Here is a 16,348-nt window from a genome sequence, read left to right as displayed (position 1 = left end):
GTAAAAAACACAGCCCAAAGCCCCAGTTACGCTGACTTGTTGTGAGACGAATTAGCCAGTCCGCTATGACATCATTCTCAATGTTAAGCTTAGCTTGGTAACGATAGCAGGTTTCGCTAATGCCGAATGCTAAACAAGCTACTTTGATTGTTGCTCGCCGTTGGTCAACCACCCAGCGCGCCATCTCTCGACGCTGAGATGGCGCTACCACTTTTTTGCGAGTGCCTCAGCCACTATTTCTGCCTTGAGTCGTTCCTCTGCATACATCTTCTTGAGACGTTTATTCTCTTCCTCCAACTCTTTCATACGCGCCATTAATGAGGCATCCATGCCGCCATACTTGGCTCGCCACTTATAGAACGAAGCGGAACTCATGCCATGTTCACGACAAAGTTCTGGGATAGGAGAGCCAGCTTCTGCCTGCTTCAGGATTGCGATAATCTGGCTGTCGGTGTAACGGGATGTCTTCATGTAAAACCTCTAAAAATCATATTTAGAAAATTCTACTTATAAGTCCGATTATTTGCTGGGGGGATTACCACATCGTCAAAAGAAGTTTGTCTGTGCGTTATCGCTCACATAAATTTTTTACCATCATAATACTCAGTTTTATTTTTATTATTTGAGCATTTCGACATCAGAATAAATTTCTAAAAATTACCAATCATTTCACTTACCTATTCTTTCTCCAGTATTGACGAGTGGCATTAGGCATTCAAAATAATATTATCCATTGGAACATCAGATTTCAACCGATCTAATTCTGTCCTTATGACTCCATAGCATTCACAAACAGTTTTTTCTAATCCTAGACGGCTCAAAACTTCTATGGTGCCTCTGCTGTAATGAATAAGTCCGTCTTTTTGTAAATTTCTGGCAGCCATGACGACCCTTTCTCGTCTTATGCCTAACATATTTGCGATGACTTGTTGTGTCATATATAGCAAATCGTTTGTTGATCGATCTAAACTGAGCAACAACCATCGGCATATTTGTTGGTCAACAGAGTGGTATCGGTTACATATCGCAATTTGAGTCATTTGTATGATTAGTGCCTGACTATACCTAAGCAACAAATGTAATACTGGACCAGCACGACTGAATTCAGAAGCTAATATTGTTCCTTTGAGTCGATAGGCAAATCCTGCAATTTGGACTTCTACCGTCCTTGGTGTCGTTTCTTCACCCAAAACTAAGGAAATTCCTATTACTCCCTCTTTCCCAACGGAAGCTATTTCTGCAGCTGTTCCATCCTCTAATATGTACATAAAGGATACAACTGCTGTGGTTGGAAAGTACGCAAATTTAAAACCTTTGTCTGCTTCAATCAGAAAATCTCCTACAGATAAAGAGACCAATTCCAAATGGGCAAAAAGGCGATCAAATTCATCCAAAGGAAATGCAGCTAGAAGATGATTTTGTCTGGGGTTATGCGGGATCTGCATTAAGAATAGTTTCTATTTGCGGTGAACAATTACGCGAAGTGGATATTTTGGCTGAAGGGTCAGAGCCTATCATGTGAGGCAATAATTTTATGAGCGAAAAAACACAGATGGCGTCGCTCTAGCAAATACACCGCTGTCCTTTTGAATAACACAAATTGAGAGATAGTTAATCAAAATTAAAATCTCATATAAATTTGAACTATTTCCTTAAAACTCGCAAAGTTCGCACAGATCAATAGTGTCTATGGATAAATAAATTGATTTGGTAGAGAACTGCCTTTTTTTATTAACTGACGATTGAACCAACGAATTACTTTTGTCAGTCCAACTTGTTTCCGAATCAAAACAGGCTAGCGATTGGCTAGCCTTTATTTCTTATTTAGCTTCGTCAAAAATCAAAAACTATTTATTTGATTTAAGCCTAACTAGACTCTGAATTTATTAATCACATTGACGAAGAGTGACAGGCTTTTTCAGTACTTTTTTGCGCTGTAGCGCAACATCCCATCGCATTTTTTGAGCTCTCCTTCGCGTCGCTCACTTTGTTCTTTTCGTGAGATTCGGCGGCTTTCAAATGGTTTTTTGCTGCCTCTTGATGATCGGTCGCGGCTTGTTTATGTAGGGTGCTAGCTTCTTTAGTGTTAGTCATGATTTTTGATCCTCAATAATAGAAAGTTTTTTGAATTTCATTCTACAAGCCAGAACAAACGTGATCCCAGCAAGTGATCCAATATAGCCCACATTAAATGGTTTATCTGTTCGCTATCCAACATCAAAAGATATTTTTCTGGATACCCATTGCAATAAAATTCAAACAGATTTTTCTTCGCAGATTAATAGAAATTTATAAAAAGTAAGAGCAATCTTTTGAAAAATGAAAAAATTCAAATCTAGAAATATCTCACCTTAGAGAACGTACGAGTACTAATTTAGCGTAGAAGAATAAATTTAATTTAGTGGATAAAAACCCTCGATTTCTAACTTTCCTACGCGCGGCTCTACTCTTAATTTTGATTATTTTCTGTGAAACTAAAGTAGACGAAGGGCAATTAACACCAATAGCGTTTGGGGCTTATTGGATGGAAATATTAGTCTACATAATCAGAAAAATTATTTAGATAGATACAATTATTTGCGATATTCATCCTTAAAAATAGAAGTTGAAAACTTCTTAATCGTTTTATTCACGACGTGTGTTTGGATTTTATTGCCACTTGCAAATGATAGTTGCGAGGACTACTTACTCCAATGCACTTTTAAAAAAACTTTTTACGGTTATCACACTACTTTATTGGATAAAAGTGAGATACCGCACAGATAGGCTAACCCAGACTGACTAAGCTCAATACATACCCATTCTCGGGTATCAACGAGGAGATAGGAATGAAATCTGTATCTAAGAGTTTAAAAGGCGTCGCTTTACTTTTTTTTATATCAACACCGTTCTTATCGTTCGCTGCAGATAAGCCTGTAGCACCGATGCGGTCTGAAACGAAAAGCGCATCGAATGTTGATAATTCCGAAATGAATGTGAGAGATAAATCAAACGTAACTGCAACACCTCAAGATCAATCCAACAGTGCAGGAGACAGGAAATTATTGTCTCTAGTGCGACGCAATATCGTCCATGAGAAGTCCCTTTCAATGTCAGCCCACAACATAAAAATTATGACTTCAGACGGCGTTGTTACATTGCGTGGGCCAGTTAAAAATAAAGAAGAAAAAGTCAAATTAGAAAAAGTAACCCTTGACACTCCGGGTGTCAAATCAATCGATGATCAGCTAGACGTTAAAACTAACTAATTCAATTACTTGTTTGGAGAAAATCATGAAAAATGCAGTTTATTGTATCGCTCAAACTAGAGCACAAGCAGAATCAATTGTCGATCATCTCAAATCGGCAAGATTTAGTAGCGCGGAGATTTCTGTCCTTCTCCCTGATCAAAGCGGTACTCGGGATTTCGCCCATGAACAAAATACGAAAGTACCAGAAGGAACTGCCACTGGAGGTATAGCCGGTTTGGGAACTGGCGCTATCCTAGGCTGGCTCGCTGGCATCGGTACCTTAGCAATACCAGGTGTGGGTCCGTTTATCGCCGCTGGACCAATTATGGCTGCACTAGGTGGTGCCGCAGTTGGCGCTGCCGCCGGCGGTATTATAGGTGCTTTGGTTGGCATGGGAATTCCCGAGTATGAAGCGAAACTATTTGACGGAAAGATTAGAAATGGGAATGTATTGATTTCGGTTCATACTGAAAATCACGAACAAGTTAAAACGGTTAAGGAAATTTTTCAAAACGCTGGCGCCGAAGATATTAAGTCGACCTCTGAAGCTTCAGTTCCTAACTAATAGCTCGACAACTAACGGTTGAATTATTTCATTGTCTAGCTAAGCTTATTCGAAAAATAGTTCTGTCAGTTAACGCATGTGATGAATTTTAGCTGACGGAATTTTTCTAGTGTGCTGTGAAAATCTGATTAAAAATCTCTACGAAATACTAGAGTTTTTTTCTCTTTGACAAATACATAGGCTTTACAAGTGATCGAATAAAAAATCGTAGTGTGTGATTCCGCACATACCATTTCAAATGTATGGTTTATGGTGATAAAAATAATAAATGGATCTACATTTTATTGTTGTTCAGTACTTATTTTATTCAAACCGACTTTTTTTAGAGGTTGCCAACCATGCCAAACATTAAGAAATCTATCCCTAAAGTAGAAACTGACATTAATCGTAAGGTAACCTCTAAATCGACTGGCAATGGCGGGGAGTTACATCAGATCGCGGAAAAAAAACAATCTGACCTCACGACAAATCAAGGCGTAGCCGTTTCTGACAATCAAAATTCGTTGAAGGCAGGAGTTAACGGTCCTGCGCTGTTAGAAGATTTTATTTTGAGAGAAAAGATTACTCACTTCGATCATGAACGGATACCAGAACGAATTGTGCATGCAAGAGGAACTGGAGCTCATGGATTTTTTGAATTAACTCACTCCCTACAGAAGTTTACAACGGCAAAAATTCTTACTGAATTAAATACTCGCACACCTTTGTTTGCGCGATTTTCGACTGTAGCAGGTGGATCCGGTTCTGCAGACACACCAAGGGATGTGCGGGGATTCTCCGTCAAGTTTTATACATCCGAGGGTAATTGGGATTTAGTTGGAAATAACATTCCGGTGTTTTTCATTCAAGATGCGATTAAATTTCCGGATCTGATCCATGCAGTCAAAATGGGACCTGATCGTGGTTTTCCACAAGCCGCTACCGCGCATGACACGTTCTGGGATTTCATTTCGCTTACACCGGAAGCAATGCATATGGTGATGTGGATTATGTCAGATCGGACACTACCGCGATCGTTAAGCATGATGGAAGGGTTTGGGGTTCATTCTTTTCGCTTGATTGATCAGGACGGTAATTCAACTTTTGTGAAATTTCACTGGAGACCTAAATTAGGACTTCAATCTACCATCTGGGACGAAACCGTTAAAATTGCTGGAGCAGACCCCGATTTCCATCGTCGCGACCTATTTAATTCCATCAGTGTGGGTAATTTCCCCGAGTGGGAATTAGCAGTACAACTCTTCACCCAAGAAGAGGCTGACCAGTTCCCATTTGACCATCTTGACGCCACTAAACTGATTCCTGAAGAGCTAGTTCCATTGAAAGTAATAGGACGGATGGTTCTCAATAGATGGCCAAATAATTTCTTCGCTGAGACCGAACAGGTTGCCTTTTGTCCATCTCATGTTGTCCCAGGCATTGATTTCTCAAACGATCCTTTATTGCAAGGGCGTCTTTTTTCTTATCTCGATACGCAGCTATCCAGACTAGGTTCACCTAATTTCCATCAAATTCCTGTGAATGCGCCTAAATGTCCGTTTGGGAATCATCAACGTGATGGCCATATGCAAATGGCGCAACCCACTGGCAGAGTGTCTTATGAACCCAATACGCTATCGACGACGTCGCCGCGTGAGCAGCCTACAACCGGCTTTAAAAGTATGTCTGAACAGCTCAGTGGAACCAAAGGGAGGATTCGACCAGAAAGCTTTGCCGATCACTATAGCCAGGCGCGCCAATTTTATTTGAGTCAAAATAAATACGAACAATCGCATATTATCTCTGCCCTTGTTTTTGAATTATCAAAAGTTGAGCATCCACACATTCGAGAAGCAATGGTCGGTCATCTAAGGCACATCATCGGTGATCTAGCATTGCGTGTAGCAAATGGTTTGGGCATGGAAAATTTACCACCAGCGCCTGATATCGCAGCACCAGTTGTTGATCTTCCTTTAACCCCCGCGGTTGGGCTAATCGACAAAATGAAATCGACGTTATCAGGACGAGTCATCGGGATATTGATTTCTGATGGATCTGATGTAGAGATTTTAAAAACTGTTCAAACGGCAGTTATTAAAGCAGGCGCAACTTACAAGACTATTGCTCCAAAAATTAACGGCATCTATTTATCTGACACGACTGAAGCCAAAATTGATGGACAACTTGCAGGTAATCCATCAGTCATGTTTGATGCGATCGTCACGATCCTATCCAAAGAAGCTGGGAAAAAACTACAAAAAGATATGGCCACGACTTCATTCATCAGAGATGCATATAGCCATCTTAAGGCGATTGCTTTTGATGATGGAAGTAAAATTTTATTAGAAACGGCTGGAATAGAAAAGGATGCCGGAGTAATATCGATCGACAAAATACCAGATTTTTTGTCTGCGGCAAAGACACGCCAATGGAGCCGTGAAAAATCACTTCACCCAGCGATTTAATAGTTTTGATAAGTTGATTTTGCTAGCTATATTTTCTTTAGAAAAATATAAAAAAAGAAGCCAATTGTAAGCGCCTGGCCAACACAGGTTGACCTGGCATTATCTTGATGATGGAAATTATTGAGCGGGTTCCCAGCGATGAGGGAGCAATTCGCCAATGCGACTGAATGGATGTAACGGAAGCCTTTCCAGGACGTCCTTCATGTAAGCGTAGGGATCGTGGCCGTTAAGCCGAGCTGAGTGAATCAAACTCATAATTGCCGCAGCACGTTTGCCGGCGCGCAGACTTCCACTGAACATCCAATTTTTGCGTCCTAATGCGATGGGACGAATCTGGTTCTCAACCCAATTATTATCGATCGGAACCTGGGGATCGTTGAGGTAATGTGTCAACGCCGGCCAGCGATTCAAACTGTATTCGATTGCCTTGAAGGTAGCGCCGCCACTAGGCACCCGCTGGCGCTGGACCAGCAACCACTTATGCAGTGCATCTGCAACTGGCTTGGCCTGCGTTTGACGAATGGTCAGGCGTTGCTCTTCGTTGAGCAAGCTTGCTTCCCGTTCCACGCCATATAGACTGGCAAATAAATCCAGCACTTCACCCGCGATCTGACTGCTGTGATTCGCCCATAGTTCATGAAATCTGCGCCGCGCGTGCGCTATGCATCCTGCCTCCGTGATACCGGATCTGAACAGCACTTTGTAACCTGGAAAGTCATCGCAGACGAGGGTGCCCCGCCATCGATCCAGGAATTGTTCGGCATGCTTGCCACCCCGGCTTTCGGCAAAGTCGAAGACCACCGCCTTCATGCTACTTAGTGATGTGCTGCAATAACTCCACAGATAGGCCTTGTGCGTCTTGCCGTTCCCGGGTTTGAGCATTGGAAGCGGCGTCTCATCGGCATGCAGTACCGGGTGGGTCAATAATTCTTCTTTCAGCGCATCCACCAATGGCTGGAGCGCCACGCCGCAGCAGCCTACCCATTCGGTCAGCGTGGAGTCGGGAATGGCCAATCCTGCCCGTTCGAAGATGCCGCTCTGACGATACAGCGGCAAGTGGTCAGCATATTTGGCGACCAACACCTGAGCCAGCAATCCGGAGGTCGGGATACCCTTATCGATGATCTGCGCAGGAACTGGTGCCTGCACCAGTGTTTCGCATTGATGGCATACCCACTTGCCACGCACATGACGTTCCACCGTGAACACGCCAGGTTGGTAATCGAGTTTCTCGGACACGTCCTCACCGATACGTTTCATTTGGCAACCACACCGGCACAGCGTGGAATCCGGTTCGTGATGAATATCGGTGCGCGGCAGTTCTGCCGGTAGCCGGACACGCTTGGGTTGTTGCTTGGTTGGTTCTGCCGCGGGATTGGCCAGCGCCAGTTGCTCAATTTCGGCAGCGACAGCGGCCAAGTCGACGTCGAGAGTTTCAAACAGTTCACGCTGTTGTTCGCCGGTATAGGCTTCGCTGGTCACGGCAAATTTCTGACGTTTGAGAATGGCCAGCTCATGGGTGAGTTTGGCGTTCATTGCCTGCTGATGAATCAGCAGCTGAACCAACTGTTCCTTAGTGTATTGTTCGATGGTAGCGGCAAAGCTCATGTCTGGAAGTGTGCCAGACCCGAGGTGATTTGATCAAAGACGTTTACAGACGTTTACATCTTTGTGGCCTCGGCACTACAGCACGGATATCGCATGGTCATAGGTTAAATTCTCCCATGGTAGTCCGGTCACCAATGCGCGAAGTTGATCGTGGTTGAGGTCGACACAAACTGTTGTGCCGTTGTTCCAGACAAACCTGCCTTTATTCAGGCGGCGTGTTGCTAGCCAAATACCAAATCCGTCATAGACCAAGACCTTGATGCGTGTCGAGCGTTTGTTGGCAAACAAATAGGCATGATGAGGGCGTGCTGCACCGAACACCTTGACCACCCTGGCCAGAGCAGTGTCCATGCCGACGCGCATATCTATCGGTTCGGTCGCCAGCCAGATCGACTCGATCCGGATCATCGTAACCAGTTCTGCAGCCAACCGGCACATTCAGCAGCAGAGGCACTCGGCCAGCGAACCGTGATGGTTGCTGCGCCTCGCCTGACTTCGATAACAATATCCTGCGTCGCAACGGTTTCGGGTTTCCCCGCCAATTGAAGCGGGATAAATTCCGCTACTGGTCTGACTGCCGACGATCCTGGTTGTTCCATTGCCGTCGCCCGTTCATGGGCTGTCAGCCAAGTTCGCAGCATATTGGCGTTCAAGCGGTAATGCAACGCAATCGCTGCAATCGACACACCAGGCTGCTGACATGCCTTGATTACCTGGGCTTTAAATTCTGCGCTGTGGCGCTATTAAATCTGGTTCATTCATCGTGTACATGTGTCCATTAATTACGTGGACACGATACTCTGTGATTTAACGCAGGGACTCAAGATGGGGTCGCTATGTGCTTACAGCCAATTGTGTTTAATTTTAGTATATCTAAAGAACGTATTTGATGGAATAGAGAGATGCCTAACTCAAGTACATATTTGAATTAAATTAAATGGGTACACTTTACAAAGATAATAAAAACGGAGACTAAAAAATCGTCTCCATTTTTATTTCAAAGCACGGAATTATCTAATTAAGGCTTCAATTGTCCCCGGATTTCTCCATCCTTATTTTCTGCGCTATGAACATTGACATAAAGATTTCCTGCTTTGTAACTTGCATACTGTTCTTCGGTAAGTATTGATCCTGATGGCACTGCCCAACTGCCATCACCAGACTTGACTAAGGTAATAATCGGCGGACCTTTTCTTCCTTCAGCGCCCAAATGTATGTGAGCCATCGTTCCAGCCAACCCGGTAGTCATAACCATACCGCTCACAGTTCTGTCCTTGTTGACGATGATACTCCCCGAGCCCTGCGCAGAAGTTTGCACTGCCGGAGTTTCTTCTGATCCTACCAAATTTACTTTTGTTTCAGTTGCATAAGCGGAACTAACGCTAAGAAATACACTACAGCCTAACAATAATGCACTCAATTTAGTTCGCGAATACTTTTTTGAGAACTGGCTTTTCATTGCGAGCTCCTCGACGTGTCATAGAAATTATGTAAATTTTCAATCCAAGTACTATCGGCCATGTCTGGCCAGTGATCTGAATCAAAGCCAGGAGCATTTTCGAAACGCTCCTTCTGTATGTTCAATACAAACCGCTTATTTTCAGTATCTAGTTTAAGTGCGCTCCATGGAACTGCAAAGAGTTTTGCGCCTATGGTAAATAGGCCACCGTGAGCAAGAACGGCGTAAGCCACTTTACCTGTTCGTACATCAAGCATGATTTCTTTTATTTCCCCTAAATGCTCATCCTCAGCGTTATGAACATTATCGCCAATCAGGGTATTAGCTCCCATTAATTCAGGGCCAGGACCTTTATTATTACCCGATCCATTTATCGCATACATACCCAAGGTATCGCGTGATTCGTAATTCATATTAGTTCTCCTCTCAATTGAATGAGATTGTAGATTGAACTTTCTTCTTATTCATGTCCGTTCGATACCGCACAAAAATAAACAATATGAAATTAATGAAGTTTTCTCTTAGGAAATTATTTCTTGCCCTCTGTAAAAATAGTTTTTAACAAATGTGAGACAGCGCACATACAGCATCGTCGATGATCAATATGCTCAGGCTGGTCTTTGTTGTTACCTCGCTTTTTTTGGAGATATTTATGCCGCTCAAAATTACAGATGCAATCAGCCTTCTAGTCTCAGATCATCAAACGGTAAAGGCTTTATTTGAACAATTTAACGAACTAAGTGACCGATCAAAGGTAAGCAAAAAAAAGGTTGCGGATGCAATTTGTCGTGCTCTACTAATTCATGCACAGATCGAAGAGGAAATATTCTATCCTGCGGTCAAAGAAGTAATAGAAAGTGATGAGTTAATGGATGAAGCGGAGGTAGAGCATGCGAGTGCTAAAGAGTTGATCGAACAAATTCAGGACATGGATCCAGATGATGATTTATATGATGCAAAAGTGAAAGTGCTCTCCGAACAAATCGAACACCATGTTAGGGAAGAAGAGGATGAAATGTTTCCTTCGGTCCGAAAAACGAGATTAGATCTAGTAACCCTCGGTGAAGAAATGAGCGAACGGAAGGAGCAACTTTAAATTTCCAATATGGCTTCACTCAGACTTTACCGTTCAAATGAAAATAAAACTAACGACGAAATACATGCAGAGCACATGCACAATCATTCTAATGGAGCAAATATGCTTGCAGTTGATAACGATCATTCATCCGGTGAAAGAATTTCAGGAGTCTCATGGGCTGCCATCTTGGCAGGTGCGATGGCGGCCGCGGCGCTTTCATTAATATTATTAATGTTAGGTGCTGGTTTGGGTCTGTCTACCATATCGCCTTGGTCTTATAACGCCTCTGTAATGGGTATCTCAGCGATTGCATGGATTACGTTTATGCAGCTTGCGGCATCCGGAGTTGGCGGATATTTAGCAGGTAGGTTGCGAAGTAAATGGAGTAACGTGCACGATAACGAAGTGTATTTTAGAGATACCGCTCACGGGTTTCTTGCATGGGCTGTTGCGTCCTTAGTGACAGTCGGCTTATTCGCAAGTGCGACTCAAAGTATTCTCAGCGATGTGTCAAATGTGGGCGCTAGTACAGTCAACGCAACAGCAACTACGGCGAATAATATGAAGAATACTTCCGTAGATTATTTTTCAGATATGTTGTTGCGTTCAGACGATGGTTCTGTAGATATAAATGTTAGTGCAGGTGCAGAAGTAGGGAAAATTTTATCAATGGACATTCGAAGCGGTACTTTAAGCCCGAACGATCGCGATTACCTATCTAAAATGGTATCCAAACGCACGGGGCTCAATCAAATTGATGCGGAGAAACGTGTTGACATCATTTATACACAATTTAGTAAATCTGTCACAGACGCTAAGAACACCATCAAGGAATCTGCTGACAAGGCACGCAAGGCGGCTGCTAACTCTGCTTTGTGGATGTTTGTAGCGTTGTTGATCGGCGCGTTTGTTGCCAGTCTAGCCGCGACGTTTGGCGGGCGTCAACGAGACAGAGCTCATCTGCTCGACTAAGTATTTTTTTCAGGTGAAAAAAACAGCATCCATTTTTTAATCAATCTTGTAGTTCATTGGAGACAATCATGCGTTCAATTTTACTTTTGCTACTTGGCATTCCTATTCCTATCGTCATTCTGATTGCATTATTTGTTCATTAAGCTATTCAACCTATCAACGCTCAGTCTTGAAAATCTTCGAAAAACGTCTAGAGGAGGGAAGCAAGATGTCAAATCTTTTAAATTTGAACTCTGATCAATTTAAGTACGATCCGAATAATTTATTGAATAAGCTCATCGACCATTTACATCTAAAAAATGATGCTGAACTGTCTAAAATGTTGGAGGTAGCACCTCCTGTAATTAGCAAAATTCGGCATCATAAATTATCTGTCGGTGCTTCGTTAATGATCAGCATGCATGAAATTAGTAACATTAGCATCAAAGATTTACGAATGTTGATGGGAGATAAACGCGACACATTTTTTGCTTCAGATCCATAATTTAGAACGAGTCAAACAATTTCAATTACTTTTTGAGTTCATAATTTTATTTCGTTTTTGCGTTAGACGATAAGAGAAAATTAAAAATACGAATTTACTTAACCAAATTTCAAAAAGAGGTACGAGTATGCACTTAGAAAATTTAAAAGTAACAGGAATGACTTGTGACGATTGCTCCAATAAAGTAGCACAAGCGCTAAAAGCAGTTCCCGGCGTAAATGAGGTAACAGTGTCGTTCCAAGACGGCGAAGCTAACGTGCAGTATGACGAAGTAAAGTGTTCACCAGATCAATTAAAAGAGGCTGTCAAGGTAGCGGGACTCGGGGTGGATCCAGGGAATATTGCTGCGGGCATGACGCCTAAAAATTGTTGATATTTATAATTTTGGTTTTATTTATTTATCAATTTATACCGCGTCATTTGGTATAAAAAATATGATCCCAAAAGCCACTTGTTACACCAAATTGGCTAAGTTTTTTTGAGCGTTGATGATGCAATGCATGTTGACGTTTCCGTTTTAACAGCCACATATGTTCAGTGTGCCAGTGGTGCATCGCATGATGCGTAATTGTATAAATTAAGTAGCCGATTAAAATGCCAAAGGTTGACGCATACGCTTGCCACAGATCAGTTAAGATTAATATTGGTAGAAATACCAATCCAAAAATTAATGTAGCGCTCAGTATGGTAGGAGTACAAATTAAAGCCGTAGGTCGTTGGTGGTGCTCAGCATGCCACGTGCTGAAAGGACGAATACCATGCAGTACAAAACGATGCAACACATACTCGATCAATGTCCAACTTAAAAAGCCCATTATCGCTAATAGTGCCAATTTGACTATATGTTCTCGTGGACTTAAAGCTAGCAAAGATACTGCTAGCACGAACGATGTAAGTCCATAAAAAGCGAAATCAATTTGATAGGTCACTTTAGTTTGTTCAAGACTGAAAATTTGCATTTCGCTCCTTCTAAATAGACCTTTAAAGGCGACTTTACGAGAGTGAATAATCTCTATTGCTGATAGTAAGTAAAACAGTTTGAGGCGTCTGTACGATGTCGAACATAGATTGGAATTGGGTCTTTCATTGATCTAATGAATGTGATGGATTTACCTTCTCAACACCGCCTATTCGTATTATCTATTTTTGCATTTTATTTAGAATGCGACAACGGATAATGTTAGCGATTCCAATCGGGAATCACTTTTGAGCTGCTGCCTAAATCTCGCTTTTAAATTAACGTTGGAGTATCAAACGATAAGATTCGTTATTTGAATTTGATGAGATTTATGTTTGAGTCTTCTACTGAATCTAGATAGTTCAGGGTTAATTATAGATAGCAATCGAGCGGCGATGAAACGAACGTATGCCTTTTATCAAAATTTATCCTATGCTTAAAGGAGACGATAGGGTCTTTGTAAAAACGAGGGGGAGTGACGATGCGGCGGCGAGCTTTACTTCAACTGATTTCTTTGTCAGAGTTCGTTCATTTCAATGCTTTAGCGCAAGACGATAGAACCCTACACATTTCTACTCTGATTTGCGCAGATCCTGCTACGTATGTCGCCGAAAAAATTCTTGAAACCGCTTATCGCAGCTTGGGCTGGAACTTGAAAGTCCACTATTTACCCGGCGAGCGCTCGCTCCGTAGTGCCAATAACGGTGAAATGGATGGTGAGCTATATCGTAAATTTGGCATGGAAAACGACTACCCTAATCTTCTCGTCGTACTGGTACCATTACTTACTTACGAAATTGTTATATTCACTTACGGTATTCGTTTCATAGTAAACGGTTGGGATAGTCTACGTCCCTACACAATAGGTTATGTTCGAGGAATAAAAATTATCGAGCAAAACGCTGTGGGAATGAAACTAGAACCTGCTCCTAAAATACGTCAAGCATTTCAGAAGATGTTATTAGGTAGGTCGGACATTGTGGTGGCAAATCGTGTATCTGGATTGGCAGCCCTGCGTGAAATGAATCAAACTAACGCCACCATATTAATGCCCCCACTTACTACTTTTTCAGTATTTCATTATCTCAACAAAAAGCATAGAACATTGGTGCCCGGTCTGACTACTGTTCTGCAAAAAATGTACAAAGACAAAACGATAGAAAGTATTCAGAATTCAGTTATGTTTAAATTGCAGAAAGGCGATTAGCTAATCACACCCGAATTGTAGAACTCTAACTACGTATCATTTACTGATAACCACCCCTCCCACGTCATAAAGCTCTGTGCGTTAGCGAACAGACAAGACATTTATTTGCCTTTACCCTGTATCAAAAGTAATGATAACTAAGAAGTTGCATCACCGAAGAACGATCTTGAATTTACGAGTACTGCAAACAAATTTTTCAAACACGCTTGTGCGAAGCAAATTAATTTGCTCTGGAATTTTTGGTAGATTGGCATCTGAAATCGAAAATTTAACGTTATTCCAGGACAGAATCGAGTGAAGTAACTTTATAAATTGAGCATAAGGCTTCAAAGACCATCGATTTTTTGCGTTCTTTAATTGATCGAAAAGAGGTAGGAAATGAAACAAGCTGTCAGCGACGAAAATTCCTTCATCAATCGCAATATTTTTGAATTAAAACGAACAGATCGGCGCTGTAATATGGTGAAACCAAGTATCGATGGGTTTCGTCAAAACAAGATCTTGAAAAATCTCGGTGACGAAGATTTGCATGTTCTTGCCCCCCACCTCGAACTCGTCCAACTCTCAGTTCATCAACGTCTTTTTGAATACGGGTGTAATTCAGCTCACGTATATTTTCCTACTACGGCGATCATATCGCTGTTATTTATCTTACTGGATGGATCCTCAACAGAAATTTCCGTGGCGGGCAACGAAGGTATGGTAGGTATTTCCGCACTGATGGGGGAAACCGCATTAGGTAATGCAGTCGTGCAATCTGCGGGCTATGCATATCGCTTAAAAGCGTCTGTCATGAAACAAGAATATCGCCGTGGCGGCGTTTTACAACGGACTATGATGCGCTACATGCAAGTCTTGTTTGCACAAATGGCGCAAAACTGCGTTTGTAGCAGGCACTACTCAATTGAAAAACAACTGTGCCGTTTTATCTTAGATAGATTTGATCGTTCGACCTCCGAGGAATTGAAAGTGACGCATGAGGCAATCTCCAATAATTTAGGTGTACGCCGAGAAAGTATTACGGACGCATCCAAAAAATTGCAAAGTGCAGGCCTGCTCCAATGTCGACGCGGTTACATCACAATATTGAATAGAAAAGCGTTGGAGGAGATTGCTGGGGAGTGTTATGAAGTAGCCAGAATAGAATTTGATCGCATGTAGCTTTAGCAAATTACGTGTATTAGTCTCGGTTTGGCCTTACAGTAGGTCCTCGCAAAACGAGAGATTACTCGGTTTGATAGCGGTGTGAGTCTTTATTAAATCAGCGCGAAAGTGACATAGGAGCAATATTATTTCTCAAAACGTCATTAGACACAAGGTTGGGTTACTCAACTTTGATGCCAAACTAGGTAACGTGTACCGAGCCTGCAAAGTAATGGGCTCTTCGAGTGATACGTTTTACCGTTATCAACCTGCCGTTGAGTCAGGTGGCGGTGAAGCTCTGATCGATTCCAATTGGAGAAAGCCAAATCTGCTCAATCTTGTTGCTGACATGCTTGAAGACGCAGTTAAAGCGTTTGCAATTGAGCAGCAAGCATTTCGCGGTGCTAACTATCGCTGGCCTAGATGGCTCTGAAGGGCACATTACGCTAAGTTGGTTCGATCGATCTCACGTAAAGGGTGTTCACCGAATAACGCGGCCTGCGAAGGATTCTTCGCACGATTGAAAACAGAGTTGTTTTATGCGCGGGACTGGCAGAATGTTGCCATTGAGGAATTCATTCTGATCGTTGACGCCTATGTCTACTTGTCTAACGAAAAGCGTATCAAGATGTCCCTCGATTCAATCAATCCCAACGAATACCGAAAGAGCCTACGGATTTCAGCATAAACCAGTCCAAATTTTACGGTACCCCTGATCAATATTATTTGCGAGCCAACAGTAATGGCGTCGTTTCTGCATCTGTCGCGGTTCTTGGGTGTGCTGTAGAGTTATTGTTCGTGGCACGCTAATTAGCGTTATGCAAATGTTTAAGCCCTCTGCATAGGCCGCCATCAAGCTGTATTCAATGCCGTTGTACCATTTTTACGATATGGCCAGCACCATATGATCCGCAATGTAGACAGCCACGCTCGGCTGTACTTTTGTTTTTTCATTGTTGATCGCTACTTCTTCGGATATCCCATTTTTTGTCCGGTCATTCGCAGTGTCGTGTGATGCCGCGCCTGGCGCGAGTGACTCAAAAATAGGGGAGAGATAATTTACGATGCCAGACTGGCCTCCGATCATCAGACAATAGCCACGCTCTAGGCCAAACACACCGCCACTAGTTCCTACATCAACATAATGAATGCCGCGTGAACTCAAGGCAGTGCTGCGTTGAATATCGTCACGGTAATATG

17 protein-coding genes and 4 pseudogenes are annotated in these 16,348 nt (G+C 42.5%); 11 read left to right on the top strand and 10 right to left on the bottom strand.

Annotated features, from left to right (window positions below):
- From AAKU64_RS20465 to AAKU64_RS20455, 3 genes and pseudogenes are all read right to left on the bottom strand, one after another.
- A pseudogene (locus AAKU64_RS20465) lies at positions 1–471 on the bottom strand (transposase); the annotation flags it as partial.
- Between the two features lie 236 nt (positions 472–707).
- The gene (locus AAKU64_RS20460) at positions 708–1,445 is read right to left on the bottom strand and encodes a Crp/Fnr family transcriptional regulator (protein ID WP_322121734.1); all 738 of its coding nucleotides are present in this window, start codon (positions 1,443–1,445) and stop codon (positions 708–710) included.
- A gap of 445 nt (positions 1,446–1,890) precedes the next feature.
- On the bottom strand, positions 1,891–2,094 hold the full coding sequence (locus AAKU64_RS20455) for a hypothetical protein (RefSeq protein ID WP_322121733.1): 204 nt from the start codon (positions 2,092–2,094) through the stop codon (positions 1,891–1,893).
- 734 nt (positions 2,095–2,828) lie between these two features.
- Between AAKU64_RS20455 and AAKU64_RS20450 the strand changes: the two genes are divergently transcribed.
- The 3 genes from AAKU64_RS20450 (at position 2,829) to AAKU64_RS20440 (ending at position 6,239) form a co-directional block, all read left to right on the top strand.
- On the top strand, positions 2,829–3,248 hold the full coding sequence (locus AAKU64_RS20450) for a BON domain-containing protein (RefSeq protein WP_322121732.1): 420 nt from the start codon (positions 2,829–2,831) through the stop codon (positions 3,246–3,248).
- A gap of 25 nt (positions 3,249–3,273) precedes the next feature.
- Positions 3,274–3,795 carry a hypothetical protein gene (locus AAKU64_RS20445; RefSeq protein WP_322121731.1) on the top strand — a complete coding sequence of 174 codons (522 nt, stop codon included), beginning with the start codon at positions 3,274–3,276 and terminating at the stop codon, positions 3,793–3,795.
- A 338-nt stretch (positions 3,796–4,133) separates the two neighbouring features.
- Positions 4,134–6,239: a catalase gene (locus AAKU64_RS20440; protein ID WP_354362840.1), complete on the top strand. Its 2,106-nt coding sequence runs from the start codon at positions 4,134–4,136 to the stop codon at positions 6,237–6,239.
- A 117-nt stretch (positions 6,240–6,356) separates the two neighbouring features.
- On the opposite strand, the gene tnpC is transcribed toward AAKU64_RS20440, so the two are convergent.
- The 5 genes from tnpC to AAKU64_RS20415 all read right to left on the bottom strand — a co-directional run bounded on the left by tnpC (position 6,357) and on the right by AAKU64_RS20415 (position 9,719).
- Positions 6,357–7,847, bottom strand: a complete 1,491-nt coding sequence (tnpC, locus tag AAKU64_RS20435) for an IS66 family transposase (protein WP_322121729.1) — start codon at positions 7,845–7,847, stop codon at positions 6,357–6,359.
- Between the two features lie 75 nt (positions 7,848–7,922).
- On the bottom strand, positions 7,923–8,276 hold the full coding sequence (gene tnpB / locus AAKU64_RS20430; protein WP_322121728.1) for an IS66 family insertion sequence element accessory protein TnpB: 354 nt from the start codon (positions 8,274–8,276) through the stop codon (positions 7,923–7,925).
- On the bottom strand, positions 8,252–8,533 hold the full coding sequence (locus AAKU64_RS20425; protein ID WP_322121727.1) for an IS66 family insertion sequence element accessory protein TnpB: 282 nt from the start codon (positions 8,531–8,533) through the stop codon (positions 8,252–8,254). The genes tnpB and AAKU64_RS20425 overlap by 25 nt, the downstream gene beginning before the upstream one ends.
- 332 nt (positions 8,534–8,865) lie before the next feature.
- Positions 8,866–9,306, bottom strand: coding sequence for a CHRD domain-containing protein (locus AAKU64_RS20420; RefSeq protein ID WP_322121726.1), 441 nt, complete (start codon positions 9,304–9,306; stop codon positions 8,866–8,868).
- Positions 9,303–9,719 carry a PRC-barrel domain-containing protein gene (locus AAKU64_RS20415; RefSeq protein ID WP_322121725.1) on the bottom strand — a complete coding sequence of 139 codons (417 nt, stop codon included), beginning with the start codon at positions 9,717–9,719 and terminating at the stop codon, positions 9,303–9,305. The genes AAKU64_RS20420 and AAKU64_RS20415 overlap by 4 nt, the downstream gene beginning before the upstream one ends.
- A gap of 239 nt (positions 9,720–9,958) precedes the next feature.
- On the opposite strand from AAKU64_RS20415, the gene AAKU64_RS20410 reads away from it, so the two are divergent.
- From AAKU64_RS20410 to AAKU64_RS20395, 4 genes are all read left to right on the top strand, one after another.
- Positions 9,959–10,402 carry a hemerythrin domain-containing protein gene (locus AAKU64_RS20410; RefSeq protein WP_322121724.1) on the top strand — a complete coding sequence of 148 codons (444 nt, stop codon included), beginning with the start codon at positions 9,959–9,961 and terminating at the stop codon, positions 10,400–10,402.
- A gap of 9 nt (positions 10,403–10,411) precedes the next feature.
- Entirely contained in the window at positions 10,412–11,356 is a 945-nt protein-coding gene (locus AAKU64_RS20405) for a hypothetical protein (RefSeq protein WP_322121723.1), read from the top strand.
- Between the two features lie 208 nt (positions 11,357–11,564).
- The gene (locus tag AAKU64_RS20400) at positions 11,565–11,840 is read left to right on the top strand and encodes a hypothetical protein (RefSeq protein ID WP_322121722.1); all 276 of its coding nucleotides are present in this window, start codon (positions 11,565–11,567) and stop codon (positions 11,838–11,840) included.
- A gap of 127 nt (positions 11,841–11,967) precedes the next feature.
- Positions 11,968–12,213, top strand: coding sequence for a heavy-metal-associated domain-containing protein (locus AAKU64_RS20395; RefSeq protein ID WP_322121721.1), 246 nt, complete (start codon positions 11,968–11,970; stop codon positions 12,211–12,213).
- Positions 12,214–12,256: 43 nt separating this feature from the next.
- Here AAKU64_RS20395 and AAKU64_RS20390 read toward each other — a convergent pair whose 3' ends face one another.
- The gene (locus tag AAKU64_RS20390; RefSeq protein ID WP_322121720.1) at positions 12,257–12,799 is read right to left on the bottom strand and encodes a sterol desaturase family protein; all 543 of its coding nucleotides are present in this window, start codon (positions 12,797–12,799) and stop codon (positions 12,257–12,259) included.
- A gap of 513 nt (positions 12,800–13,312) precedes the next feature.
- On the opposite strand from AAKU64_RS20390, the gene AAKU64_RS20385 reads away from it, so the two are divergent.
- The 4 genes and pseudogenes from AAKU64_RS20385 to AAKU64_RS20370 form a co-directional block, all read left to right on the top strand.
- A complete protein-coding gene (locus AAKU64_RS20385) occupies positions 13,313–14,005 on the top strand; it encodes a substrate-binding periplasmic protein (RefSeq protein ID WP_354362839.1) in 693 nt (230 codons plus the stop codon).
- A 378-nt stretch (positions 14,006–14,383) separates the two neighbouring features.
- Positions 14,384–15,166 carry a Crp/Fnr family transcriptional regulator gene (locus AAKU64_RS20380; RefSeq protein WP_354335831.1) on the top strand — a complete coding sequence of 261 codons (783 nt, stop codon included), beginning with the start codon at positions 14,384–14,386 and terminating at the stop codon, positions 15,164–15,166.
- 127 nt (positions 15,167–15,293) lie between these two features.
- Positions 15,294–15,473: pseudogene (locus tag AAKU64_RS20375) on the top strand (helix-turn-helix domain-containing protein); the annotation flags it as partial.
- 12 nt (positions 15,474–15,485) lie between these two features.
- Positions 15,486–15,836 (top strand): annotated as a pseudogene (locus tag AAKU64_RS20370) (IS3 family transposase); the annotation flags it as partial.
- Between the two features lie 135 nt (positions 15,837–15,971).
- On the opposite strand, the pseudogene AAKU64_RS20365 reads toward AAKU64_RS20370, so the two are convergent.
- Positions 15,972–16,348 (bottom strand): annotated as a pseudogene (locus AAKU64_RS20365) (NAD(P)-binding domain-containing protein); the annotation flags it as partial.

It is taken from the genome of Undibacterium sp. GrIS 1.8, from assembly GCF_040544445.1.
Lineage (GTDB): Bacteria > Pseudomonadota > Gammaproteobacteria > Burkholderiales > Burkholderiaceae_D > Undibacterium.
This window is presented reverse-complemented; position numbering and strand designations above follow the sequence as displayed.